Source organism: Pseudomonas sp. AA-38, from assembly GCF_029457475.1.
Lineage (GTDB): Bacteria > Pseudomonadota > Gammaproteobacteria > Pseudomonadales > Pseudomonadaceae > Aquipseudomonas.
Genome location: NZ_CP120359.1, coordinates 4308578 through 4332455 on the forward strand (window position 1 = coordinate 4308578; position 23878 = coordinate 4332455).

Here is a 23878-nt window from a genome sequence, read left to right on the forward strand (position 1 = left end):
CCAGATACACCAAGGCCACCTTCAAGGTGGCCTTTTCATTGCGCAGTCAGCGTAGGGTGCGCCGCGCGCACATGGCCCATGCCCCCGGTGCTTCGGTGCGCACAGCGCCCCCTACGCCAGGCTTCGGCTTTTCCCGGCGCAAAGAAGAAACCCCAGACCGCGTTGGCGATCTGGGGTTTCGTATAGGAGCTTGACGATGATCTGGCCGGCACTCCGGGACTCTCACCGCCACCTGCCATTTTTCGCGCACATAGAAGAACGCCCCGACCAGTTACCTGATCAGGGCGTTCGTATAGGAGCTTGACGATGACCTACTCTCACATGGTGAAGCACCACACTACCATCGGCGATGCGTCGTTTCACTACTGAGTTCGGGATGGGATCAGGTGGTTCCAACGCTCTATGGTCGTCAAGCAATTCGGTTGGGATCTCGTCGTTAGACGCTATCCCTTGGATACGTGATAGAGGCTTTGTAGTTCTTGCAAATTTTCGGCTTTCTGTCGACTTCACCATCGACACCCTCTGCACGAGGGCAGATTGTTTGGGTGTTATATGGTCAAGCCTCACGGGCAATTAGTATTGGTTAGCTCAACGCCTCACAGCGCTTACACACCCAACCTATCAACGTCGTAGTCTCCGACGGCCCTTTAGGGAGCTCGAGGCTCCAGTGAGATCTCATCTTGAGGCAAGTTTCCCGCTTAGATGCTTTCAGCGGTTATCTCTTCCGAACATAGCTACCCGGCAGTGCCACTGGCGTGACAACCGGAACACCAGAGGTTCGTCCAACCCATCCTCTCGTACTAAGGTCAGCCCCTCTCAAATCTCAAACGTCCACGGCAGATAGGACCGAACTGTCTCACGACGTTCTAAACCCAGCTCGCGTACCACTTTAAATGGCGAACAGCCATACCCTTGGGACCGGCTTCAGCCCCAGGATGTGATGAGCCGACATCGAGGTGCCAAACACCGCCGTCGATATGAACTCTTGGGCGGTATCAGCCTGTTATCCCCGGAGTACCTTTTATCCGTTGAGCGATGGCCCTTCCATACAGAACCACCGGATCACTAAGACCTACTTTCGTACCTGCTCGACGTGTCTGTCTCGCAGTCAAGCGCGCTTTTGCCTTTATACTCTACGACCGATTTCCGACCGGTCTGAGCGCACCTTCGTACTCCTCCGTTACTCTTTGGGAGGAGACCGCCCCAGTCAAACTACCCACCATACACTGTCCTCGACCCGGATGACGGGCCAGAGTTAGAACCTCAAGGTTGCCAGGGTGGTATTTCAAGGATGGCTCCATGAGAACTGGCGTCCCCACTTCAAAGCCTCCCACCTATCCTACACAAGCAAGCTCAAAGTCCAGTGCAAAGCTATAGTAAAGGTTCACGGGGTCTTTCCGTCTAGCCGCGGATACACTGCATCTTCACAGCGATTTCAATTTCACTGAGTCTCGGGTGGAGACAGCGCCGCCATCGTTACGCCATTCGTGCAGGTCGGAACTTACCCGACAAGGAATTTCGCTACCTTAGGACCGTTATAGTTACGGCCGCCGTTTACCGGGGCTTCGATCAAGAGCTTCGCTTGCGCTAACCCCATCAATTAACCTTCCGGCACCGGGCAGGCGTCACACCCTATACGTCCACTTTCGTGTTTGCAGAGTGCTGTGTTTTTAATAAACAGTCGCAGCGGCCTGGTATCTTCGACCGGCATGGGCTTACGCAGTAAATGCTTCACCCTCACCGGCGCACCTTCTCCCGAAGTTACGGTGCCATTTTGCCTAGTTCCTTCACCCGAGTTCTCTCAAGCGCCTTGGTATTCTCTACCTAACCACCTGTGTCGGTTTGGGGTACGGTTCCTAGTTACCTGAAGCTTAGAAGCTTTTCCTGGAAGCATGGCATCAACCACTTCGCATTCTAAAAGAACGCTCGTCATCAGCTCTCGGCCTTGATCTCCCGGATTTACCTAAGAAACCAGCCTACCGCCTTAAACACGGACAACCAACGCCGTGCTGGCCTAGCCTTCTCCGTCCCTCCATCGCAGTAACTAGAAGTACGGGAATATTAACCCGTTTCCCATCGACTACGCATTTCTGCCTCGCCTTAGGGGCCGACTCACCCTGCGTCGATTAACGTTGCGCAGGAAACCTTGGTCTTTCGGCGTGCGAGTTTTTCACTCGCATTGTCGTTACTCATGTCAGCATTCGCACTTCTGATACCTCCAGCAAGCTTCTCAACTCACCTTCACAGGCTTACAGAACGCTCCTCTACCGCTCATCCAAAGGATGAACCCGTAGCTTCGGTGTATGGTTTGAGCCCCGTTACATCTTCCGCGCAGGCCGACTCGACTAGTGAGCTATTACGCTTTCTTTAAAGGATGGCTGCTTCTAAGCCAACCTCCTAGCTGTCTAAGCCTTCCCACATCGTTTCCCACTTAACCATAACTTTGGGACCTTAGCTGACGGTCTGGGTTGTTTCCCTTTTCACGACGGACGTTAGCACCCGCCGTGTGTCTCCCGTGCTGGCACTTGCTGGTATTCGGAGTTTGCATCGGTTTGGTAAGTCGGGATGACCCCCTAGCCGAAACAGTGCTCTACCCCCAGCAGTGATACACGAGGCGCTACCTAAATAGCTTTCGAGGAGAACCAGCTATCTCCGAGCTTGATTAGCCTTTCACTCCGATCCACAGGTCATCCGCTAACTTTTCAACGGTAGTCGGTTCGGTCCTCCAGTCAGTGTTACCTAACCTTCAACCTGCCCATGGATAGATCGCCCGGTTTCGGGTCTATACCCAGCGACTAAAGCGCCCTATTAAGACTCGCTTTCGCTACGCCTCCCCTATTCGGTTAAGCTCGCCACTGAATATAAGTCGCTGACCCATTATACAAAAGGTACGCAGTCACCCAACAAAGTGGGCTCCCACTGCTTGTACGCATACGGTTTCAGGTTCTATTTCACTCCCCTCTCCGGGGTTCTTTTCGCCTTTCCCTCACGGTACTGGTTCACTATCGGTCAGTCAGTAGTATTTAGCCTTGGAGGATACCCCCATGTTCAGACAAGGTTTCTCGTGCCCCGTCCTACTCGATTTCATTGATAAGAGCGTTTCGTGTACGGGGCTATCACCCACTACGGCGGCACTTTCCAGAGCCTTCCACTACACTCAAATCAACTTAAGGGCTAGTCCCCGTTCGCTCGCCACTACTTAGGGAATCTCGGTTGATTTCTTTTCCTCAGGGTACTTAGATGTTTCAGTTCCCCTGGTTCGCCTCTTGCACCTATGGATTCAGTACAAGATACCTAGGTTATCCTAGGTGGGTTCCCCCATTCAGACATCTCTGGATCACAGTCTGTTTGCCGACTCCCCAAAGCTTTTCGCAGGCTACCACGTCTTTCATCGCCTCTGACTGCCAAGGCATCCACCGTATGCGCTTCTTCACTTGACCATATAACCCCAAGCAATCTGGTTACTGTCTCAATCGTGAAGACGACATTCGCCGAAAATTTGCGTCTTGAGAACTACAAATTTTACCTTGACCAGATCAATTGCCAGTGAAAGCAATCAATCAGTCACTTCTATCACATATCCAAATTTTTAAAGAACGATGTTTCTACCGGTCAAAAGACCAGAAATCAGCACTCACCAGGTCTACCCTGAAGCGCTCATTTCTGAACTCTTTCCTTCTACCGCAACGCGCGAGAGTGGTGGAGCCAAGCGGGATCGAACCGCTGACCTCCTGCGTGCAAAGCAGGCGCTCTCCCAGCTGAGCTATGGCCCCGTAATCTTCTGCACCAAGCAATTGGTAGGTCTGGGCAGATTTGAACTGCCGACCTCACCCTTATCAGGGGTGCGCTCTAACCAACTGAGCTACAGACCTATAACAGGGTCGCGTTACAGCATCGTCTTCGACTATGAATCAAGCAATTCGTGTGGGAACTTATGAAGAAGCTGATGTCTTCGATTAAGGAGGTGATCCAGCCGCAGGTTCCCCTACGGCTACCTTGTTACGACTTCACCCCAGTCATGAATCACTCCGTGGTAACCGTCCCCCCGAAGGTTAGACTAGCTACTTCTGGAGCAACCCACTCCCATGGTGTGACGGGCGGTGTGTACAAGGCCCGGGAACGTATTCACCGTGACATTCTGATTCACGATTACTAGCGATTCCGACTTCACGCAGTCGAGTTGCAGACTGCGATCCGGACTACGATCGGTTTTATGGGATTAGCTCCACCTCGCGGCTTGGCAACCCTTTGTACCGACCATTGTAGCACGTGTGTAGCCCTGGCCGTAAGGGCCATGATGACTTGACGTCATCCCCACCTTCCTCCGGTTTGTCACCGGCAGTCTCCTTAGAGTGCCCACCCGAGGTGCTGGTAACTAAGGACAAGGGTTGCGCTCGTTACGGGACTTAACCCAACATCTCACGACACGAGCTGACGACAGCCATGCAGCACCTGTGTCTGAGTTCCCGAAGGCACCAATCCATCTCTGGAAAGTTCTCAGCATGTCAAGGCCAGGTAAGGTTCTTCGCGTTGCTTCGAATTAAACCACATGCTCCACCGCTTGTGCGGGCCCCCGTCAATTCATTTGAGTTTTAACCTTGCGGCCGTACTCCCCAGGCGGTCAACTTAATGCGTTAGCTGCGCCACTAAAATCTCAAGGATTCCAACGGCTAGTTGACATCGTTTACGGCGTGGACTACCAGGGTATCTAATCCTGTTTGCTCCCCACGCTTTCGCACCTCAGTGTCAGTATCAGTCCAGGTGGTCGCCTTCGCCACTGGTGTTCCTTCCTATATCTACGCATTTCACCGCTACACAGGAAATTCCACCACCCTCTACCGTACTCTAGCTCGCCAGTTTTGGATGCAGTTCCCAGGTTGAGCCCGGGGCTTTCACATCCAACTTAACGAACCACCTACGCGCGCTTTACGCCCAGTAATTCCGATTAACGCTTGCACCCTTCGTATTACCGCGGCTGCTGGCACGAAGTTAGCCGGTGCTTATTCTGTCGGTAACGTCAAAATTGCACGGTATTAACGTACAACCCTTCCTCCCAACTTAAAGTGCTTTACAATCCGAAGACCTTCTTCACACACGCGGCATGGCTGGATCAGGCTTTCGCCCATTGTCCAATATTCCCCACTGCTGCCTCCCGTAGGAGTCTGGACCGTGTCTCAGTTCCAGTGTGACTGATCATCCTCTCAGACCAGTTACGGATCGTCGCCTTGGTGAGCCATTACCTCACCAACTAGCTAATCCGACCTAGGCTCATCTGATAGCGCAAGGCCCGAAGGCCCCTGCTTTCTCCCGTAGGACGTATGCGGTATTAGCGTTCCTTTCGGAACGTTATCCCCCACTACCAGGCAGATTCCTAGGCATTACTCACCCGTCCGCCGCTAAATCAAGGAGCAAGCCCCTCTCATCCGCTCGACTTGCATGTGTTAGGCCTGCCGCCAGCGTTCAATCTGAGCCATGATCAAACTCTTCAGTTCAATACTGCTTGGGTTTTGAGAAAACCCTAAACTTGGCTCAGCAATCGCAAATCTCTTACTTAAAAGAGTAACTCTCGAATTCACGAGTGTTGCTTTGTGATGCTGATAATCTGTCGACTATCAGGCTTACCTCACAAGCACCCACACGAATTGCTTGATTCAGTTGTTAAAGAACAGTTGGTTAAGCCTCTCGCCTCAACCAGGCCGCGCATTCTACAGCAGCCTTCCTTTCTGTCAAGTCGTTTTCAAAAGAATTTTTTCTTTCTACTCAACCACTTGCGCCTTCGATCAGAACTTCTTCTCTCCAGCGGGAGGCGCATTCTACAGCGTTCAAAACCGCTGTCAACCACCTCTTTCAAACCGCTTTCGATCCATTCGATCGAACCACCAACAAGACTCAACCACCGCCCTGTCGACCGGCGCGCATTCTACACGCCATATCCAGCTTTGCAAGCCCTTCATTTAACTTAACTTATTGATTAACAAGCAGTTTTTGAAGCGCTTCATCGCTGAAGTGGCGCGCATTCTACCGCCAGCAGCATGCGCGTCAAGCTTAAATTGCAATTTTCTTTGCATTATCTCGCCAGGCGCTGCCAAGCCGCTGCATTCCACTTGCCACCACCGGCAGGCGCATCAGCAGCAAGGCGCCGCCCAGCAAGGCATAGACGAGCCACTCGCCCAGATCCGCGCGCACCACCCAGAGCATATGCAGCAACGCCAACAGCAGAATCAGGTAGACCAGACGATGCAATGCCTTCCACTTGCGCCCGAGCTTCCTGATGCTGAAACGGTTGGAGGTCACGGCCAGCACCACCAGGCCGATAAAGGCCAAGGCTCCCACGATGATGTAGGGGCGCTCAGTAAGGTCACGCAACACCGAATCCAAACGCAGCCCGGCGATGAATAGCAGGTACCCCGACAGGTGCAGGGCGACGTAGGCGAAGCACCACAACCCCAACTGTCGCCGCACGGCGATCCAACCGCCCCAGCGAGTAAGCTGCTGCAGCGGCGTCATGGCCAGAGTGATCAACAGCAGGATCAACCCGCCGAGCCCGAGGTTGTCTACCAGCACCTTGCCGGGATCAGGCCCCAGCAACCCGAACATGGCCAGATACAACCAGTACGATGGCGGCAGCAGGGCCACTACGAACACAGCGACACGCCACAACGGATACCGCATCAGTAGTACTTCCTCAGATCCATGCCAGCGTAAAGCCCGGCCACTTCGTCATAACCATTGAACATCCGGGTATCGATCACGTTCGGACTGAACAGGCCACTGGGCAAGCGCCGCTCGGTGGCCTGCGACCAGCGTGGATGATCCACCTGCGGATTGACGTTGGCATAGAAGCCATACTCGTTCGGCGCGATACGCTCCCAGGTGGTCTTGGGCGCCTCCTCCACCAGACTGATGCGAACGATGGACTTGATGCTCTTGAAGCCGTATTTCCACGGCACCACCAGGCGCAGCGGAGCGCCGTTCTGGTTGGGCAGCACGCGCCCATACATGCCCACCGCCATGAAGGCCAGCGGGTGCATGGCCTCATCCATGCGCAGACCTTCCACATAAGGCCAGTCGATCAGGGAAAAGCCCGAGCGCTGTCCGGGCATGTGCTCAGCATCCACCAGTGTCTCGAAGCGCACGTAGCGCGCCGCGGAAGTGGGTTCGACCTGCTTGAGCAGATCAGCCAGGGGAAAGCCCAACCAAGGAATGACCATGGACCAGGCCTCGACGCAACGCAGCCGATAGATGCGCTCCTCGAAGGCATGGGGCTTGACCAGATCCTCGATGGCATAGCGGCCCGGCTTGGCCACTTCGCCATCGACCATCACCGTCCAGGGCTCGATCTGCAGCTTACCGGCATTGGCCGCCGGGTCGCCCTTGCCCGTGCCGAACTCGTAGAAGTTGTTGTAGTGCGTCGCGTCCCTGAAAGGGGTGATGCTCTCACCCTGCGCAGTCACCGCCTGCCAGCGCGTACCTGCCAGCTTGCTCTGGAACCAGTCAGGCGCCTGGGCAGGCGCCACATCGGCATAGGTTCCCGGCGTATCGGCGCGCACCCACCCCGGCATGGCAGCCAGCCCCGCCAAGGCCAGCGAGCCCTGCATCAGCTTACGCCGAGAAAGATAGACGGACTCAGGGGTAACTTCGGACTCAAGGGCCCGAGAAGAAGGAGGGACTCGGATGAGCATGGCAACTCCGCGACTACGGTTCTAGAAACGAACTGTAGACCACGGAGCGCGGAAGAAATTACAGCGTCACTGGGTTTTGCGACGACGTAGCTGCAACAGGTACTGGATCGGCCCGGAGACGGCATAAGCCGTGAAGATCAGCAGCAGGATGCGTGGCGGGTCACTGAACACCACCGCGAAGACCAGCACCACGACCAGAATGGCGACGAAAGGCACACGGCCTTTCAGGTCGAGATCCTTGAAGCTGTAGTACTTGATGTTGCTGACCATCAGGCAGCCCGCAGCGGCGACCAGCAGCGCCACGAGGAAGGCCATGTTGGAACCCTGAATGCCGAAATCGCTGAAGGCCCACACGGTGCCGGCAACCACACCGGCCGCCGCCGGGCTGGCCAGGCCGATGAAGTAGCGCTTGTCGACACTGCCGATCTGGGTATTGAAGCGCGCCAGGCGCAAGGCAGCGCCGGCCACATAGATGAAGGCGACCATCCAGCCCACCTTACCCAGGCTGCCCAGCGCCCACTCGAAGGCGAGCAATGCCGGCGCGACGCCGAAGGCGACCATATCGGAAAGGGAGTCGTATTCGGCACCGAACGCGCTTTGCGTGTTGGTCAGACGGGCGACACGCCCATCCAGGCTGTCCAGCACCATGGCCACGAACACGGTCGCAGCCGCGACGTAGAAGTTGCCGTTCATCGCGTTGATGATGGAGTAGAACCCGGCGAACAGATTGGCCGTGGTGAACAGGTTCGGCAGCAGGTAGATGCCGCGATGGCGCACCTTGCGCCCTTCGGCGTCGTGCCCCTCTTCCACATGCTCGTCGATGGGCAGCAGGCTTTCGATATCCTCGCCCGACCGCTTCGGCTCTTCGTGACCTTCACTCATGAACAACACCTTGCTACGGATTTGAAGAATGGCCGGCGACCCTTGCAGCAGCCCCGACGCCCAGGCTTTATACCAGAGCCTTGCCGCAGAATGAAAAAACGCGGCATAAAGCCGCGTTCTTTCGCACATCGCAGACCTTAGTTCTTGGTCTTGTCGACGATCTTGTTGGCAGCGATCCACGGCATCATCGCACGCAGCTTCTCACCGACCACTTCGATGCCGTGAGCGGCATTGTTGCGGCGATAGGCTGTCATCGACGGGTAGTTGGCGGCGCCTTCGGTGATGAACATCTTGGCGTATTCGCCGTTCTGGATGCGCTTCAGAGCGTTACGCATGGCAGCACGGGATTCGGCGTTGATCACTTCCGGGCCGGTGACGTACTCACCGTACTCGGCGTTGTTGGAGATCGAGTAGTTCATGTTGGCGATACCGCCCTCGAACATCAGATCGACGATCAGCTTCAGCTCGTGCAGGCACTCGAAGTAGGCCATTTCCGGCGCGTAGCCAGCTTCGACCAGGGTCTCGAAACCGGCCTTGACCAGTTCGACGGTACCGCCGCAGAGCACGGCCTGCTCACCGAACAGGTCGGTTTCGGTCTCGTCCTTGAAGGTGGTTTCGATGATGCCGGTACGGCCGCCGCCCACGCCCGAAGCGTAGGACAGGGCGACGTTCTTGGCGTTGCCGGAGGCGTCCTGATAAACGGCGATCAGGTCAGGGATACCGCCGCCCTTGACGAACTCGGTACGTACGGTGTGGCCCGGGGCCTTCGGCGCGATCATGATCACGTCGAGGTCGGCACGCGGAACGACCTGGTTGTAGTGGATGGCGAAGCCGTGAGAGAAGGCCAGGGTAGCGCCCTTCTTGATGTTCGGCTCGATCTCGTTCTTGTACAGCTGGCCCTGGAACTCGTCCGGGGTGAGGATCATGACCAGGTCGGCAGCGGCAACGGCGCTGGCAACGTCGGTCACTTTCAGGCCATGAGCTTCAGCCTTGGCAACGGTGGCGGAGCCTTTGCGCAGGCCGATGGTGACGTCGACACCGGAGTCCTTCAGGTTGCAGGCCTGGGCATGGCCCTGGGAGCCATAACCGATGATGGCGACTTTCTTGCCCTGGATGATGGAGAGGTCGCAATCTTTGTCGTAATAAACTTTCATGTTTCTGGCTCTTCTGAATCGAAAGGAATGGGTGCTGGCACCGCGACCCAAGCACCTTATGTGATCTGAACCATTGCGTAAAATGATATATTTGCAACACGACATGCCGATATACGAAACGTAATGGACAGTCACTCCCTCAGACTCTTTCTCTCCCTGGCAGACAACCTGCACTTCGGCAAAACCAGCCGCGAACTGCACGTCAGCCCTTCAGCACTGAGCCGCAGCATCAAGCAGCTCGAGGCCGAACTGGGTGCCACCCTATTCGTCCGCGACAATCGCTCGGTTCGCCTGACCCGCGAGGGTCAGCAGTTCCGCGAATACGCGAGCGAGGTCATGAATGGCTGGCAGGCCATCCGTCAGACCTTCATGCAGGATCAGTTGAACCTGCATGGCGAGCTGTCGCTGTATTGCTCAGTGACCGCGAGCTACAGCTTCCTCTATGACATCCTCAGCAACTTCCGCCAGGACTACCCACGCATCGAAATGAAGCTGCATACCGGCGATCCGGCGAAAGCCGTCGAGCGCGTGCAGCAGGGCCTGGAGGATCTGGCCATTGGCGCCCTCCCCGATAGCCTGCCAGCCGGCGTGGAGTTTCAGTCGATTACCCGTTCGGAGTTGCGCTTTATCGGCCCGCAAGCGCCGCAACTGTTGAACGAGGAACAGCTTCGGCAGCCGACAGCGCAGAGCTGGAAGGACGTGCCGATGATTCTTTCGGAGGAAGGCCTGGCACGGACGCGCACCGATCGCTGGCTCAAGCACCACAACATCAAGCCGCGTATCTATGCCCAGGTCAGCGGCAACGAAGCCATCGTCAGCATGGTCAGCCTGGGTTTCGGCATCGGCGTGGTGCCGCAGATCGTTCTGGACAACAGCCCGTTGACTGCCCGCATCCGTATCTACGACATCCAACCACCGCTCACCGCTTATGACATTGGCCTGTTCGCGCTGGAGAAACGTCTAAAGGATCCGCTGATCGCGGCTTTCTGGAATCGTCAAAGCTGACTTTCAGGCAATAAAAAGCCCCGCACCAGGCGGGGCTCTCTTTAGCCGTAGCGATCAGATACTCAGTACCTTGTCGCCACGGGCGATGCCAGTGACACCGCTACGCACGGTTTCCAGGATCGACGCAGTGCCGACTGCCTGGATGAAGCTGTCCAGCTTGTCGCTGGTGCCGGTCAGCTGCACGGTATACACGCTGCTGGTCACATCCACGATCTGGCCGCGGAAGATGTCAGTGGTGCGCTTGACCTCAGCACGCTGGGCGCCGGTGGCCTTGATCTTCACCAGCATCAGCTCGCGCTCGATATGGGCGCTTTCCGACAGGTTGACCAGCTTGACCACCTCGACCAGCTTGTTGAGGTTCTTGGTGATCTGCTCGATCACCTCGTCATGACCGACCGTGGTCAGGGTCAGGCGCGACAGCGTCGGATCCTCGGTCGGCGCAACGGTGAGGCTTTCGATGTTGTAGTTACGCTGGGAGAACAGACCGACCACGCGGGACAGTGCACCCGGCTCGTTTTCCAACAGCAGGGAAATGATGTGTCGCATGTTAGGTCCGCTCCGTCTTGCTCAGCCACATGTCACGCATTGCGCCATCCCGAATCTGCATGGGGTAGACGTGCTCGCTGGTATCCACTGCGATATCGAGGAACACCAGGCGATTCTTCAGTGCGAAGGCCTCTTCGAGACCCGGCTTGAGATCTTTCAGCTCGGTGATGCGCATGCCCACATGCCCATAGGCCTCGGCCAGCTTGACGAAGTCAGGCAGCGACTCCATGTAGGAGTGCGAGTAGCGACTGCTGTACTGCATGTCCTGCCACTGGCGAACCATGCCCAGCGCGCCGTTGTTCAGGTTGACGATCTTCACCGGCAGGTCGTACTGCAGGCAGGTCGACAGCTCCTGGATGTTCATCTGGATGCTGCCTTCGCCGGTCACGCAAGCTACGTCGGCCTCCGGGAAATTCATCTTGACGCCCATCGCCGCCGGGAAACCGAAGCCCATGGTGCCCAGGCCACCGGAGTTGATCCAGCGGTTGGGTTTGTTGAAGCGGTAGTACTGCGCCGCGAACATCTGGTGCTGGCCCACGTCGGAGGTGATGAAGGCATCGCCTTTGGTCACTTCGCAGAGGGTCTCGATCACGGCCTGCGGCTTGATGATCGAACCGTCGCCCTCGTTGTAGGGGAACAGACGGCCACTGCCGCGCCACTCGTCGATCTGCTTCCACCAGCTAGCAACCGTGTCCTTGTTCGGGGTTTCGCCGATTTCCTTGAGGATGGCGACCATCTCGGTCAGCACGCTATCCACCGGGCCGACGATCGGAATATCGGCCTTGATGGTCTTGGAGATCGAGGCCGGGTCGATGTCGATGTGGATGATCTTGGCATTCGGGCAGAACTTGGCCGCGCCGTTGATCACCCGGTCATCGAAACGCGCACCAACGGCCAGGATCACGTCGGCATGGTGCATCGCCAGGTTGGCGGTGTAGCTGCCGTGCATGCCGAGCATGCCGAGGAACTGGCGATCGGTGCCGGGGTAACCACCCAGGCCCATCAGGGTATTGGTCACCGGCAGGTTGAGCATCTGCGCCAGCTCGGTCAGCGGCGCGGAGGCATTGCCCATGATCACGCCACCACCGGAGTACAGCACCGGGCGCTTGGCCGCCAGTACCATCTCGGCTGCCTTGCGGATCTGCCCGGAATGACCACGTACGGCCGGGCTGTAGGAGCGCAGCTTGACCTTCTTCGGATAGACGTACTCGAACTTCTGGGTTGGATCGCCCATGTCCTTGGGAATGTCGACCACCACCGGGCCGGGACGACCGGACTCGGCGAGGTAGAACGCCTTTTTCAGCACCTCGGGAATTTCCGCCGGGTGCTTGATGATGAAGCTGTGCTTCACGATCGGCCGGGAGATACCGACCATGTCGGTTTCCTGGAAGGCATCGGTACCGACCATGTTGCTCGGCACCTGACCGGAAATCACCACCATGGGAATCGAGTCCATGTAAGCCGTGGCGATACCGGTGATGGCATTGGTCGCACCCGGGCCGGAAGTCACCAGCACCACGCCGGCCTTGCCGGTGGCGCGGGCATAACCATCTGCCATGTGGGTCGCGGCCTGCTCGTGGCGAACCAGGACGTGAGTCACTTCCGGTTCCTTGAACAGGGCATCGTAGATATGCAGGAGGGCACCACCCGGGTACCCATAGATGTACTTAACGCCTTCGTCACGCAGGAAGCGGACGACCATTTCAGCGCCAGATAAGAGCTCCACGTTTTTCACCTCTTGAACGCCAGTGTGCCACCCGACAGACGAGCGGCCCTTTAAGTAGGTCTTACTGTCAGCGGACATGCACGACGGTGATCGTGGATTCGGAACATCTGCTAGACGAGTAACGGAACAGCCCATGGTCTTGCGGGGCTGAACCTCCCAGCGCGAGGTAACGCGTTGCGGGTGTCACGGTTCGGCGCGGGTAGCGCCTCTTTGCACCGAGCTGGAGGACGCTTGCGGCGGACTCCACTACGGTGGAAGGCAAGATTGTTCGGGTTAGTCGCAGGCAAGTCAAGCGATGCGTGGCGATATCTTCCATCTCGCCTGTGACGCAGCGCAGGATGAACAATCAGCGCTTTTGGTTATAGTAACCAGCAGTACCGCAGTGCTCGATAAAGGAAAACGCATGCGCCTCATGATTCTTACCGGCAGTCTGTTGCTCGCCCTGAGCACCTCGACCCTGGCCAGCCAGGTGTACAAGTGGGTCGACGACAAGGGCGTGACGCACTTCGGCGCGCAGCCACCGCAAGGCCAGGAGGCCACCACCATCAACACGGCCAACCCACCACCGCATTCTGTCGCGCCTGCCGAGCCGGTCCCGGAGGTCGACAGGCAGCAGCAGGCCATCGATGAGAAGGTGAAGGATCAGGTGGCCAAGCAGGAAGCCGAGCGCAAGAAATACTGCGAGGGCGCCCGCACCAACCTTGCGCAACTGGAAAACAACCCTCGCGTACGCATCGAGGGTGAGGATGGCGAGTTGCGCCGCATCGGCGAGGACGAGCGCCAGAAGCGCATCGCCGAACTGAAGAAATCCATCGACGAGAACTGCCGCCAGTAACAGACCGTGTGAAAACGTAGCGAGCGCAGGTCAGGCAAGGCAAAAAACGGCGAAAAAAGCACTGGGCCCGCATTCGGGTTTACGCGCTGTAAATGAGCATTTTTGATGGGGGCGCCTAGCTCGGACTCGCGCCCGAGCCGTTTTTTAACGCAGCATGAGCAAGCGCAGTAGTTTTCACACAGTCTGAGTAAGGCGGGCATGCGCCTGGATCAGGCGCGTGTCAGCAGGCGGTCGAACTCCCCCAGCAGTTCGAGCAACACGCGCGCCCGGTGCGGCTGCTCGCGATAGGCCATCTCGGCCATTTCCTTGATCCCCGATGCCCTCGGCAACGGGCTGGCGCTTTCCAGCAGCATTTTCATGCGCGGCAGAAAGATCCACTGCAACCATTGCTCGAAGGCCAGGGTATCGACGCAGAACGGCGCCTGGCTGGCCAGTGCCTCGGCACTGGGCGCCTCGCTCTGCCACCAGCCTAGCTGACGCAACTCGCGCTCGATCAACAGCAGTTGCTCGGCAACCTGAGCGGTTCGTTTATCCATCACAGGGTGACCCGCGCTTGCTCACGCGCCTTGGCTGCGCCTGCCGGGTCGCCCTGACGCTCGCGTGCCTGGGCGATGAGGTTCCACAGGCTGGCCTGCAAGGCAGGGCGCCCCGAGGCGTAGGTCAGACCACGCCGCGCGAACTGCTCGGCCTGTGCCGCATCGCCCTGGGCCAGGCGCACCTCGGCCAGACGGTAGAGCACCTGCGGCTCGCGCGGGGCGATACGCTGGGCACGCTCGAGACTGGAGGAGGCGCCATTGAGGTCGCCGCTACCCTGCTGCTGCTGAGCGGTGGTCAGCAAGGCCAGTACCGGGCCATCGAGCTGTTCGTCCGCCGCCAGCCCACCGCCACTGGGAATGCCGCTGGGCGCACTGGGCGCCGGGCTGTAGACATTGCCCTGCGGGGCGCTGATCGGTGGTTCGTCGAAGGTCAGACCACCGCTGGACGGGGCAGCCTGCGGGCCGGTCTGCAGGGGCGTGGAAACGGCGCCCTGCGGCACCATCACCACCACGCCGGAGTCTTCTTCGATCTGTTGCGTTTGCGCCTGCGCCGGCGTTGGTGCGCTGGCACCGGCAATGCGCCCAGCCGACAGCGGCGTACCGGCATCGACCACGGGAATCGAACCCTGCGGCACGCTGCTGCAACCACCCAGAGCCGCTGTCAGCAGGGCGACAAGCCACTTCTTGTTCACATCCAGTCCTCTTCAGTAAGCGTGAAAACGGCCCGACCGATCATTGCAGCCAGCCACGTACCCAGTCCATCACCGAGTCGACCGGTGCCTGGATGCCACAGCCGGGGCCGGGAGTCGGTTCACTGCCGCGAATATAAGGCATCTGTATGGCATTCGGGCACCCGGAAGCGGAGCCTTGCCCGGTGCTGCGGTCGACCCAGGCCATGGTCACGTTATCCGGCTGGGGCATGTCCAGCGGCAAGGGATCGGCTTTGCGCATGAAGCCTGTCCAAACCTGCAGCGCGCCAGTGGCGCCGGTCAGAGGGGTCGGGCCGTTGTCGTCACGGCCGAGCCAGACCACTGCCAGCAGATCCTGGCTGAAGCCGGCGAACCAGCTATCGCGCGAGTCGTTGCTGGTGCCGGTCTTGCCGGCCAGGTTCAAGGAGCTGGGCAACTGGCTGTAGACCGAACGCCCGGTGCCCTCGCGCATGACGCGCTGCATGGCATTCTGCACCAGATAGATGGCCCCCGGATCGAAGCGCTGCTGGATCTTGAACGGGTAACGGCCCAGTGGTTGACCATCGGCGGTCAGCACGCTGCGAATACCACGCAGCGGCGTGTTGAAGCCGCCATTGGCCAGGGTCTGGTACATCTCCGTGACTTCCATCGGTGTCAATGCGCCCGCCCCCAGTAACATCGACGGATAGGCCGGCCACTGGCGTTTCACTCCCAGGCGCTCGAGGGTCTGGAGCACCTTGGGCACACCGATTTCCAGGCCGAGCTTGGCCGTCGACAGGTTGTAGGAGTTGGCCAAGCCCTGATACAGGAAGATATTGCCATGGGCCTTGCGATCATAGTTCTGCGGCGTCCACACCTGACCGTCCTGCCCTTTCACGGAGAAGGGCTCATCCTCGAGCCAACTGGTCAGAGTGTACTGACTCGGGCGCTCCAGTGCCGACAGGTAGATGGCCGGTTTGACCAGCGAGCCGATCGGCCGTACCGCGTCCAGCGCACGGTTGAAGCCGGCGAAGCGCGGCTGACGGCTACCGAGCAGTGCCTGGATCTCGCCGGTTTCCGGATTGGTCACCACCATGCCGGCCTGCACCTCATCCACGCCCTTGCGGCCGGCCAGGCGTTTCATCGTATCAGCCAGGGCTTCCTCGGCCTTGAGCTGCAGAATGGGGTCGAAACTGGTGAAGATGCGCAGCCCCTCCTCGGTCAGATCCTGCTCGCGGTAATCCTCGCGCAACTGGCGCTTGACCAGATCGAGGAAGGCCGGGAAGGAACTGTCGGCCATGCGCCCACGCTGCGTCACGCCCAGTGGCTTCTGCTTGGCTGCGGCCGCCTCTTCGGGCGTGATCGAACCCTGCTCGGCGAGCAGATCGAGCACCAGGTTGCGCCGTGCCAGCGCCCGCTCTGGGTTGCGCCTGGGGTTGAAGTAGGTCGGCCCCTTGACCATGCCCACCAGCAGCGCGACCTGCTCCAGCTTGAGCTCGGAAATCGGCTGACTGAAAAAATACTGGCTGGCCAGACCGAAACCATGGATGGCGCGCTGGCCGTCCTGGCCGAGGAAGACCTCGTTGAGGTAGGCCTCGAGAATCTCGCGCTTGTCGTAATGCAGCTCCAGCAGCACCGCCATCATGGCTTCGGTGGCCTTGCGCAGCAGGGTGCGCTCGTTGGTCAGGTAGAAGTTCTTGACGAGCTGCTGGGTCAGGGTACTGCCCCCCTGCACCAGGCGCCCGGAGGTGGCGTTGATCCAGATGGCACGGACGATGCCCTTGGGCGATATGCCGAAGTGCTCGAAATAGTCACGATCCTCGACGGCCACCAGGGCATCGATCAGATAAGCCGGCACCTGATCGATCTTAATCAGGATGCGATCCTCCTGATGCGCCGGGTAGAGACCGCCGATCAGCAGAGGTTCGAGCCGCGCCACCGCGAGGTTGGCGCCACCGGCCTGGGTCAGGCCGGCCACGTAGTCACCGGAGAAGCGCACGCGAATCTGCCGGGCGGGCTCAGCGCCCTCGTAGAACTGGAACCCCCGGCTGTACATGTCGATGGTATTGCCGGCAACGGCCACCGCTCCAGGGCCGTCGGCACTGCTCTGGCGGCGGTAGCCGAGTGCGTCGAGTTCGCGCAGGAAGTCGTCCTTGCTCAGTTTCTGCCCAACGAACAGCTCCAGCGGTCTGGCATAGACCTTGGCCGGCACGGTCCAGCGCTTGCCGGAGAATTTCTCCTGCACCACGGCATCGAGATAGACGGCGAAACCGGCGAGTATCACCAGGCCGACGAGGCCCAGCTTGAAGCCCCAGGCAAGCCAGGGACGCAGGCCGGAAGAACGGGTTTTCTTGCTGGAGCGAGAGGAGCTTTTTCGAGTCATGGCGGGATTATACGCACTTTACACAGGGGCCAGCAGGACTGGCCGAATGGTTTGCATGGCCGTTCACAGCGGCCATAATGCCCAGCTCGAACAGCGTAAAGACAAGGAACGAACGTGAGCCAAAGCCTGATTGCCGCGCTACAGAACCCAGCCCTCTATCCACACCCGGTGGAAGAGTTTCGCGTGATTGAGACACACATTTCCTGGGTTTTGCTCACGGGCCCCTATGCCTACAAGATCAAAAAGCCGGTCAACTTCGGCTTTCTCGACTTTACCGAGCTGTCTGCACGGCAACATTTCTGTGCGGAAGAACTGCGCCTCAACCAACGCCTGACCCAAGGGCTTTACCTGGAGGTGCTGTCGATCAATGGCAGCGAACAGGCACCCACCCTGGGCGGCGAAGGGCCTGCCATCGAATATGCCCTGAAGATGCGCCAGTTTCCGCAAAGTCAGCTCCTCAGCGCCATTCAGGAACGCGGCGAGCTGGATGAACGGCATATCGATGCCCTGGCCAGCCAGATCGCGCGCTTCCACCTCAGCGCCCCGCAGGTCGCCCAGGATCATCCGCTGGGCACGCCGGAGGCGGTTATGGCACCAGTGCAACAGAATTTCGAGCAGATTCGCCCGCTGCTCAACGACAAGAACGACCTGTTGCAGCTCGACGCCCTGGAAGCCTGGGCCCAGTCCAGCTACGATCGCCTGCAACCCTTGTTAGCCGAGCGCAAGGCGCAGGGGTTCATCCGCGAATGCCACGGCGACATCCACCTGGGCAATGTCGCCCAGATCGATGGACAGGTGGTGTTGTTCGACTGTATCGAATTCAACGAGCCGTTCCGCCTGATCGACATCGCCTCGGATGCCGCCTTCCTGGCCATGGATCTCGAAGATCGTGGCCTCAAGTGCATGTCGCGACGCTTCATCAGCGCCTGGCTGGAACAGACCGGCGACTACCAGGCCCTGCAACTGCTCAATTTCTACAAGGCCTATCGCGCCATGGTGCGCGGCAAGGTAGCACTGTTCCGCCTGAGCCAGGAGCAGGACTCGGTGCAACGAGCAGTGATCCTGCGTCAGTACCGTGCCTATGCCGCCCTGGCGGAAAGCTACAGCGCCATTCCCACGCCCTTCCTGGCCATCACCCATGGCGTCTCGGCCGTCGGCAAGAGCCATGTCGCCATGCGTCTGGTGGAAGCCCTGGGTGCCATCCGCCTGCGCTCGGATGTCGAACGTAAACGCCTGTTCGGTCAGCAGCAGGCCTCCCAGCAAGGCCAACTGCAGGGCGGCATCTACAGCGCCGATGCCAGCAAGGCCACCTACGAGCGCCTGCACCAACTGGCGCAACAGGCATTGCAGGCCGGTTTCGCCGTGGTCATCGATGCCACCTATCTGAAGGCAGCGCAACGCCAGGCGGCCTGGCAGGTGGCGGAAAGCACCGGCACGCCCTTCCTCATCCTCGACTGCCAGGCACCGGAAGCCGTGATCGCCAGTTGGCTAAGCCAGCGGCAGAGCGAAGGCCAGGATCCATCCGACGCCACCCTGGAAGTGATCCAGGCTCAGCAGGCCAGTCGCGAGCCACTCGATGCCCAAGAGCTGCAGCATACCGGCCATGTCGACACCCACGACAGCGCCAGCCTGGATGGCCTGCTCGAGCGCATTCGTCAGAAACTGCCGGGCATCTGACGCCCGACCACTGGCGCTGCACACCAGGCAAAGTGTGCGGCACCTTCTATACTGGCGGTAAGCCCGCAATCGGTACATGCCATGAACCAGCCACGCCAGCTCGATCATCCGCTCTATCGTCTGCTGCACAACGACGACATCAAAGGTTTCAATGCCCAGAAACCCAAGGATGTGGAGGTCGATCTGTCGGGCGGAGACTTCCGCGGCCTCGATCTGCGCAACATGGATACCGAATTGGTCAATTTCACTGACGCCTACTTCCGTGGCGCAGACCTACGCGGCCTGGATTTCCGTCATACCAAGATAGAAGGCGCCAGCCTGGCCCATGCGCAGATTTCCGGTACCTATTTCCCCGTCGAACTGACAGCCGATGAGATTCTCATGTCGGTGAATTTCGGCACACGCCTGCGTTATCGCACCAAATAGCGGCATAGACTCTAGACCACCCGCAGCCCCTGGCTGACGAATAGCGCATAGACGCAGGGAGGCCCGGTGAACGACGAACTGCAACGCCTGAAGAACCTCGGCAAGACATCTGCCCAATGGCTGCATGCGGTCGGCATCCATACCGCTGGCGACCTGCGCCGCCACGGTGCTGTAGGCGCCTATCGAGCGGTACGTTCCAGAGGGTTTCGCGCCTCGAAGGTATTGCTCTACGCCATCGAGGGCGCCCTGCTCGACATCCATTGGAGCGAGTTGTCAGCGACACACAAGGCGGCGCTCAACGGCGAATTGCAAGAAGCCCCGCCACACAACAAGAGTTAGCTCACAACACCTGAGCGCAAGGATTGCCGAGGCAAGCGCCACCGCCTATTGTTTCAGGGACGTCCGTACCCTTCGCCAGCCCAGCCCGTTCAAGGAATTACCGTCATGTATTTACTCGGGGAGCAACCGGCCTACGCCAATCAGTTGATCAATCGCCTACAGAGCATCCCCGCTCAACTGCTGGCCGGGCTCGAGCCCATAGGCGAACCACTGCTCATCGAGCGTACGGACGATCTGGCCAAGGTTCTGCCAGGCAATCAGCTATTCATCATCGAGAGTGGTCTGCTTCATGCGCTGGTCGACGAACGTCCGCTGTTCTATCTGCAGGAAGGCGACCTGGTCGGCCTGCGCCAAGGCATCGAACTGCCCAGTTGCCGTTACAGCAGCGAAGAACCGCTGAGCCTGACGCCCTATTCCCGTAGCGAAGTGTTCCAGCACATCCATGCCGACGAACAGCGCCAGGAGCAGTTCATCCATTACCTCATCGGTCAAACGGCTCTGCTCTCCGATGCCCTGGTACGCCTCAAGCAGCCGGAAATTCGCCCCGCCACCGGCTTCCAGCACTTCGCTGCCGGCGAGGAACTGATTCATCAGGGCGACGATGCCGACCATGTGTTCATCATCATCGAAGGCCATGCCGAAGCCTATGTCGACGGGCAGAAGGTTGGTGACGTGCAGAAGGACGAAATCTTCGGTGCCATGGCCGTCTTCACCCGTGAGAAACGCAGCGCCACCGTAGTGGCCAGCGAGCCGTGCACCGTCATGGTGATTCCCAAGGATCAGTTCCTCGGCCTGATGCAGAGCAATCCACGCATCGCCCACAGCCTGATCGAGAGCATGGCCCGGCGCATCGACCTGCTGAACAAGGAAGTCACTCAGTTGCGTAGCTAGCTCGCTGCCTGCAAGACAGAGCCCCGGCCATGTGCCGGGGCTCTTTATTTTGAGGGCCTGGGAAAAGTTGAGAAAAATTCTCAAAAAGGCGTTGACTCCAGAATGAGAATTGTTATTATTACCTCAACTGGTCGCGAGATCAGCCGATAAGCTAAAGAGACCATTCAGTCGGACTCTTCAGATTATCTCCTCATCAGGCTAATCACGGTTATTGACCCGGCTCTTGCCGGGTCTTTTTTTACCTGCAGAAAAGCAGTGCCCCGTTCAGCGCTTGAAGTGGGCGCAGAAATCCTCTTGCGGCATGCGCGCCGTGTACCAGACGTAATCAGCCATCTGCGCATCCACCCGCTGGCCCACCTCGGCCAGCAGCAACACCGCCTGGCTTCCCGGTGCCTGCAGATCCGCCAGGTGCAGCGGCACGCCGAGATCCTTGCGCACATGAAAGGCGCCAGCCAGCAGCAGGCTCGGCTGCGGCGCCGCCAGCAGCGCCTCGGCCATGCGTCGATCACGCTGTTGCTGCACGGCAAGCATGGCAGGCAACTGGCTTTGCGGCAGCATGTCGCAATGCGAGAGACGAATGTCCTGCAGCAGACGCTGCTGTACCTGCGTGGCATTGGAACGTTCGCCGACCAGCGCCGGCCGCTGCCGATAGATGCGCTGAATCTCGTCACGATCCAGGTTAGCCGCCAGCAGCGGATAAGGCTGACGCAACTGGTACAGCACCAGCGGCCCGTACAGCGACCAGCTCCAGCCGGGCTGCCAGGCCAGTGCCGCGATGGGATCCTGCGGCGGCGTGCCGGCACGGCTGTCGCCTTGCGCCTGGGTGACACGCACCTGCTGATCCGGGTTGATCATTTCCATCAGTACGCTGCCTTGCGCCCGGTACGCGGCCAGGCCACGCGACAGCCAGAGCTGCAGGGCATGGTGATCCGGATTGTCGTGCCGTTCTCCCACCAATACCCGCTGCACACTGGCCAGACGTTCGAGCAAACGCTCCGGGGAGATTCGCTCGCCCGTACGCAGGTCGTGGATCTGCCCGAGTTCGGCATGTTCGCGCGCCAGAGGCGCCAAGGGCTGCGGGGGCGGCAGGATGACGTGCGACTGACAAGCAGCCAGCAACAACAGGCCGCACAGGAAAAGAATGCGCATGAGGCAGGCTCCAGCAGGTTTCAACGCGCGACGATCAGCGGATGATCACGCTCGGGATGGCGCTGGATCAAGACCTCCAGCCCGAACACACTGCGCAACAGGTCGGCCTGCAGCACCTGGTCGGGCGAACCCTGCGCCTGCACACGGCCCAGATGCAGGAGCACCAGGTGATCGCAGTAACGCGCGGCCAGATTGAGGTCATGCAGGATCACCAGCACGGCCGCGCCGCGCTGGGCGAACGCACGAACCGCCGCCAGGGTGGTGTGCTGATGCAGTGGGTCGAGCGCCGATGTCGGCTCGTCGAGCAGCAGGCTGCAGCTCTGCTCACCCGGCCATAACTGCGCCAGAACGCGAGCCAGGTGCACACGCTGGCGTTCGCCGCCGGAAAGCGTCAGATAACTGCGCGAGGCCAGGTGTTCGATATCGGCGGCACGCAGCGCCTGTAGCACGATTTCAGCGTCGCGCTGGCGCCCGCTGGCATGCGGCAGGCGGCCCATGGCCACCACCTCACGCACGGCAAAGGCGAAACTCAGACTGGAGCTTTGCGGCAAGACCGCCAGACGCTGCGCTCGCGCCTGCCCTGGCCAACTGGCCAAGGGCCGCCCGTCCAGACTGACGCTGCCCTGGCACGCCGCCACCTCGCCGCTCAAGGCCGCCAGCAGCGTGCTCTTGCCGGCGCCGTTGGGTCCGAGTACCCCGAGTACGGCGCCAGGCTGCACCTGCAGATCGATGCCCTGCAGCACCAAATTATCGCCACGGCGCACGCCGAGATCGTCCGCGCGCAGCATCAGGCTCGTCCTCGCACCAGCAGATAGAGAAAGAACGGCGCGCCGATCAGTGCGGTGACAATGCCGATCGGCAACTCGGCGGGCGCCAGCAGCATGCGCGCCAACAGGTCGGCCAGCAGCAACAGGCTGGCGCCCGCCAGCAGCGAAGCAGGCAGCAACACCCGGTGATCCGGCCCCACCAGCAGACGCATCAGATGCGGCACCACCAGGCCGACGAAACCGATCAATCCGGCTGCCGCTACCGCCGCGCCGACACCCAGTGCCGTGCACAGGACCAGCTCGCGCTTCAGACGCTCGACCTCGAAGCCCAGGTGGCGGGCCTCCGACTCGCCCAACAGCAAGGCATTGAGCGCCGCCGCGCGGCGCGGCAGCCAACAGGCCACGCCGACAGCGACCAGCAGCAGCGGCCACAGGCGCGAATAACTGGCGCCATTAAGGCTGCCCAGGTTCCAGAAGGTCAGGCTGCGCAAGGTGGCATCGTCGGCCAGGTAGGTGAACAGGCCGACACCAGCACCAGCCAGGGCGGTCATCGCCACCCCGGCCAGGAGCATGGTGGCCACCTGAGTCTGGCCATCGCGGCGGCCCAGGCGATAGACCAGGGCCGTGACCAGCAGGCCACCGAGGAAAGCGCTCAGCGACAGTACGTAAGGCGACCAGGTCGGCGGCAGACTGCCCAGTTGGCTGCCCCCGACTATAGCCAGGGCAGCTCCCAGCGCGGCACCACCCGAGACCCCGACCAGGCCCGGATCGGCCAACGGATTGCGAAACAGCCCCTGCATGGCCACCCCGGTCAACGCCAGCACGGCGCCAACGCAGAGCCCCAGCAAGGTACGCGGCATGCGAATCTGTGCGACGATCAGCGCGGCCTGCTGCGAGCCCTCACTGCCAACCGGCGCACCGAGCAGTCGCAGCAGGGCAAGAGCCGTGTCCGCCAAGGGCAGGCTCACCGCCCCCAGGGTCAGCGACAACCAGATGCTCAGAAGCAACAGCGCGCTCAGCGCCAGCAACAAGGTGCGAGGTCGACACGATGACATCAGCGGCTGCCGCCATAGAAAAGATGTAGATGGAACGCGGCCGCCAGTTGCACCAGGCGCTGCGGCAAGGCGTCGGCAAGTGCCATCAGGCCGAACAGCACAGGTTCCAGCATGAGGGTCATCCCATCTCTCCAGGATCCTTCTAAAAACCTAGGCG

The 23878-nt window shown here is 59.7% G+C and carries 19 protein-coding genes, 2 tRNA genes and 3 rRNA genes; 6 read left to right on the plus strand and 18 right to left on the minus strand.

Annotation, left to right across the window (positions count from 1 at the left end):
• Nucleotides 1-298: 298 nt before the first annotated feature.
• The 9 genes from rrf to ilvC all read right to left on the minus strand — a co-directional run bounded on the left by rrf (nucleotide 299) and on the right by ilvC (nucleotide 9718).
• Nucleotides 299-414 (minus strand): 5S ribosomal RNA (gene rrf / locus PVE35_RS19855).
• Nucleotides 415-552: 138 nt separating this feature from the next.
• Nucleotides 553-3440: ribosomal RNA gene (locus tag PVE35_RS19860) — 23S ribosomal RNA — on the minus strand.
• Nucleotides 3441-3697: 257 nt separating this feature from the next.
• Nucleotides 3698-3773: transfer RNA gene (locus PVE35_RS19865), tRNA-Ala, on the minus strand.
• A 22-nt stretch (nucleotides 3774-3795) separates the two neighbouring features.
• Nucleotides 3796-3872, minus strand: a tRNA-Ile gene (locus tag PVE35_RS19870).
• 85 nt (nucleotides 3873-3957) lie between these two features.
• Nucleotides 3958-5492 (minus strand): 16S ribosomal RNA (locus tag PVE35_RS19875).
• Together the 16S, 23S and 5S rRNA genes with 2 tRNA genes alongside form the textbook arrangement of a ribosomal RNA operon.
• Nucleotides 5493-6045: 553 nt before the next feature.
• On the minus strand, nucleotides 6046-6672 hold the full coding sequence (gene msrQ / locus PVE35_RS19880; RefSeq protein WP_268178809.1) for a protein-methionine-sulfoxide reductase heme-binding subunit MsrQ: 627 nt from the start codon (nucleotides 6670-6672) through the stop codon (nucleotides 6046-6048).
• Nucleotides 6672-7682, minus strand: a complete 1011-nt coding sequence (msrP, locus tag PVE35_RS19885; protein ID WP_268178810.1) for a protein-methionine-sulfoxide reductase catalytic subunit MsrP — start codon at nucleotides 7680-7682, stop codon at nucleotides 6672-6674. Before msrP ends, msrQ begins: the two co-directional genes overlap by 1 nt.
• Before the next feature lie 66 nt (nucleotides 7683-7748).
• Nucleotides 7749-8564, minus strand: coding sequence for a CDP-diacylglycerol--serine O-phosphatidyltransferase (gene pssA / locus PVE35_RS19890; protein ID WP_268178811.1), 816 nt, complete (start codon nucleotides 8562-8564; stop codon nucleotides 7749-7751).
• A gap of 137 nt (nucleotides 8565-8701) precedes the next feature.
• Nucleotides 8702-9718 carry a ketol-acid reductoisomerase gene (gene ilvC / locus PVE35_RS19895; protein ID WP_268178812.1) on the minus strand — a complete coding sequence of 339 codons (1017 nt, stop codon included), beginning with the start codon at nucleotides 9716-9718 and terminating at the stop codon, nucleotides 8702-8704.
• Nucleotides 9719-9841: 123 nt separating this feature from the next.
• Between ilvC and ilvY the strand changes: the two genes are divergently transcribed.
• Nucleotides 9842-10723, plus strand: a complete 882-nt coding sequence (ilvY, locus tag PVE35_RS19900) for an HTH-type transcriptional activator IlvY (RefSeq protein ID WP_277372752.1) — start codon at nucleotides 9842-9844, stop codon at nucleotides 10721-10723.
• A gap of 54 nt (nucleotides 10724-10777) precedes the next feature.
• On the opposite strand, the gene ilvN is transcribed toward ilvY, so the two are convergent.
• Both ilvN and PVE35_RS19910 read right to left on the minus strand, forming a co-directional pair.
• The gene (gene ilvN / locus PVE35_RS19905) at nucleotides 10778-11269 is read right to left on the minus strand and encodes an acetolactate synthase small subunit (protein ID WP_104728002.1); all 492 of its coding nucleotides are present in this window, start codon (nucleotides 11267-11269) and stop codon (nucleotides 10778-10780) included.
• Nucleotide 11270: 1 nt separating this feature from the next.
• A complete protein-coding gene (locus PVE35_RS19910) occupies nucleotides 11271-12995 on the minus strand; it encodes an acetolactate synthase 3 large subunit (RefSeq protein ID WP_268178814.1) in 1725 nt (574 codons plus the stop codon).
• A 403-nt stretch (nucleotides 12996-13398) separates the two neighbouring features.
• Between PVE35_RS19910 and PVE35_RS19915 the strand changes: the two genes are divergently transcribed.
• On the plus strand, nucleotides 13399-13830 hold the full coding sequence (locus PVE35_RS19915; RefSeq protein ID WP_268178815.1) for a DUF4124 domain-containing protein: 432 nt from the start codon (nucleotides 13399-13401) through the stop codon (nucleotides 13828-13830).
• A 209-nt stretch (nucleotides 13831-14039) separates the two neighbouring features.
• On the opposite strand, the gene PVE35_RS19920 is transcribed toward PVE35_RS19915, so the two are convergent.
• Genes PVE35_RS19920 through mrcB form a run of 3 tightly spaced genes read right to left on the minus strand, consistent with a single transcriptional unit; the run spans nucleotide 14040 to nucleotide 17417 of the window.
• Complete coding sequence (locus PVE35_RS19920) at nucleotides 14040-14366, minus strand: YqcC family protein (RefSeq protein WP_277372753.1); 327 nt, start codon at nucleotides 14364-14366, stop codon at nucleotides 14040-14042.
• Nucleotides 14366-15058 carry a tetratricopeptide repeat protein gene (locus tag PVE35_RS19925; RefSeq protein ID WP_277372754.1) on the minus strand — a complete coding sequence of 231 codons (693 nt, stop codon included), beginning with the start codon at nucleotides 15056-15058 and terminating at the stop codon, nucleotides 14366-14368. The genes PVE35_RS19920 and PVE35_RS19925 overlap by 1 nt, the downstream gene beginning before the upstream one ends.
• A gap of 40 nt (nucleotides 15059-15098) precedes the next feature.
• Complete coding sequence (gene mrcB, locus PVE35_RS19930; protein WP_277372755.1) at nucleotides 15099-17417, minus strand: penicillin-binding protein 1B; 2319 nt, start codon at nucleotides 17415-17417, stop codon at nucleotides 15099-15101.
• Nucleotides 17418-17531: 114 nt separating this feature from the next.
• Between mrcB and PVE35_RS19935 the strand changes: the two genes are divergently transcribed.
• From PVE35_RS19935 to PVE35_RS19950, 4 genes are all read left to right on the plus strand, one after another.
• Complete coding sequence (locus PVE35_RS19935; protein WP_277372756.1) at nucleotides 17532-19094, plus strand: bifunctional aminoglycoside phosphotransferase/ATP-binding protein; 1563 nt, start codon at nucleotides 17532-17534, stop codon at nucleotides 19092-19094.
• An 81-nt stretch (nucleotides 19095-19175) separates the two neighbouring features.
• Nucleotides 19176-19520: a pentapeptide repeat-containing protein gene (locus PVE35_RS19940; protein WP_268178820.1), complete on the plus strand. Its 345-nt coding sequence runs from the start codon at nucleotides 19176-19178 to the stop codon at nucleotides 19518-19520.
• 66 nt (nucleotides 19521-19586) lie between these two features.
• On the plus strand, nucleotides 19587-19859 hold the full coding sequence (locus PVE35_RS19945; RefSeq protein ID WP_268178821.1) for a TfoX/Sxy family protein: 273 nt from the start codon (nucleotides 19587-19589) through the stop codon (nucleotides 19857-19859).
• A gap of 105 nt (nucleotides 19860-19964) precedes the next feature.
• Nucleotides 19965-20750 (plus strand): cyclic nucleotide-binding domain-containing protein, encoded by a 786-nt coding sequence (locus tag PVE35_RS19950; RefSeq protein ID WP_268178822.1) that lies wholly within the window; start codon nucleotides 19965-19967, stop codon nucleotides 20748-20750.
• A gap of 264 nt (nucleotides 20751-21014) precedes the next feature.
• Here PVE35_RS19950 and PVE35_RS19955 read toward each other — a convergent pair whose 3' ends face one another.
• From PVE35_RS19955 to PVE35_RS19970, 4 genes are read right to left on the minus strand one after another with little or no spacing between them, the layout of a single operon-like run.
• Nucleotides 21015-21899 carry a ChaN family lipoprotein gene (locus PVE35_RS19955; RefSeq protein ID WP_277372757.1) on the minus strand — a complete coding sequence of 295 codons (885 nt, stop codon included), beginning with the start codon at nucleotides 21897-21899 and terminating at the stop codon, nucleotides 21015-21017.
• 20 nt (nucleotides 21900-21919) lie between these two features.
• Nucleotides 21920-22687, minus strand: a complete 768-nt coding sequence (locus PVE35_RS19960; RefSeq protein ID WP_277372758.1) for a heme ABC transporter ATP-binding protein — start codon at nucleotides 22685-22687, stop codon at nucleotides 21920-21922.
• The gene (locus PVE35_RS19965) at nucleotides 22687-23721 is read right to left on the minus strand and encodes an iron ABC transporter permease (RefSeq protein ID WP_277372759.1); all 1035 of its coding nucleotides are present in this window, start codon (nucleotides 23719-23721) and stop codon (nucleotides 22687-22689) included. Before PVE35_RS19965 ends, PVE35_RS19960 begins: the two co-directional genes overlap by 1 nt.
• The gene (locus tag PVE35_RS19970; protein WP_268178826.1) at nucleotides 23721-23843 is read right to left on the minus strand and encodes a hypothetical protein; all 123 of its coding nucleotides are present in this window, start codon (nucleotides 23841-23843) and stop codon (nucleotides 23721-23723) included. The genes PVE35_RS19965 and PVE35_RS19970 overlap by 1 nt, the downstream gene beginning before the upstream one ends.
• Between the last annotated feature and the right edge of the window lie 35 nt (nucleotides 23844-23878).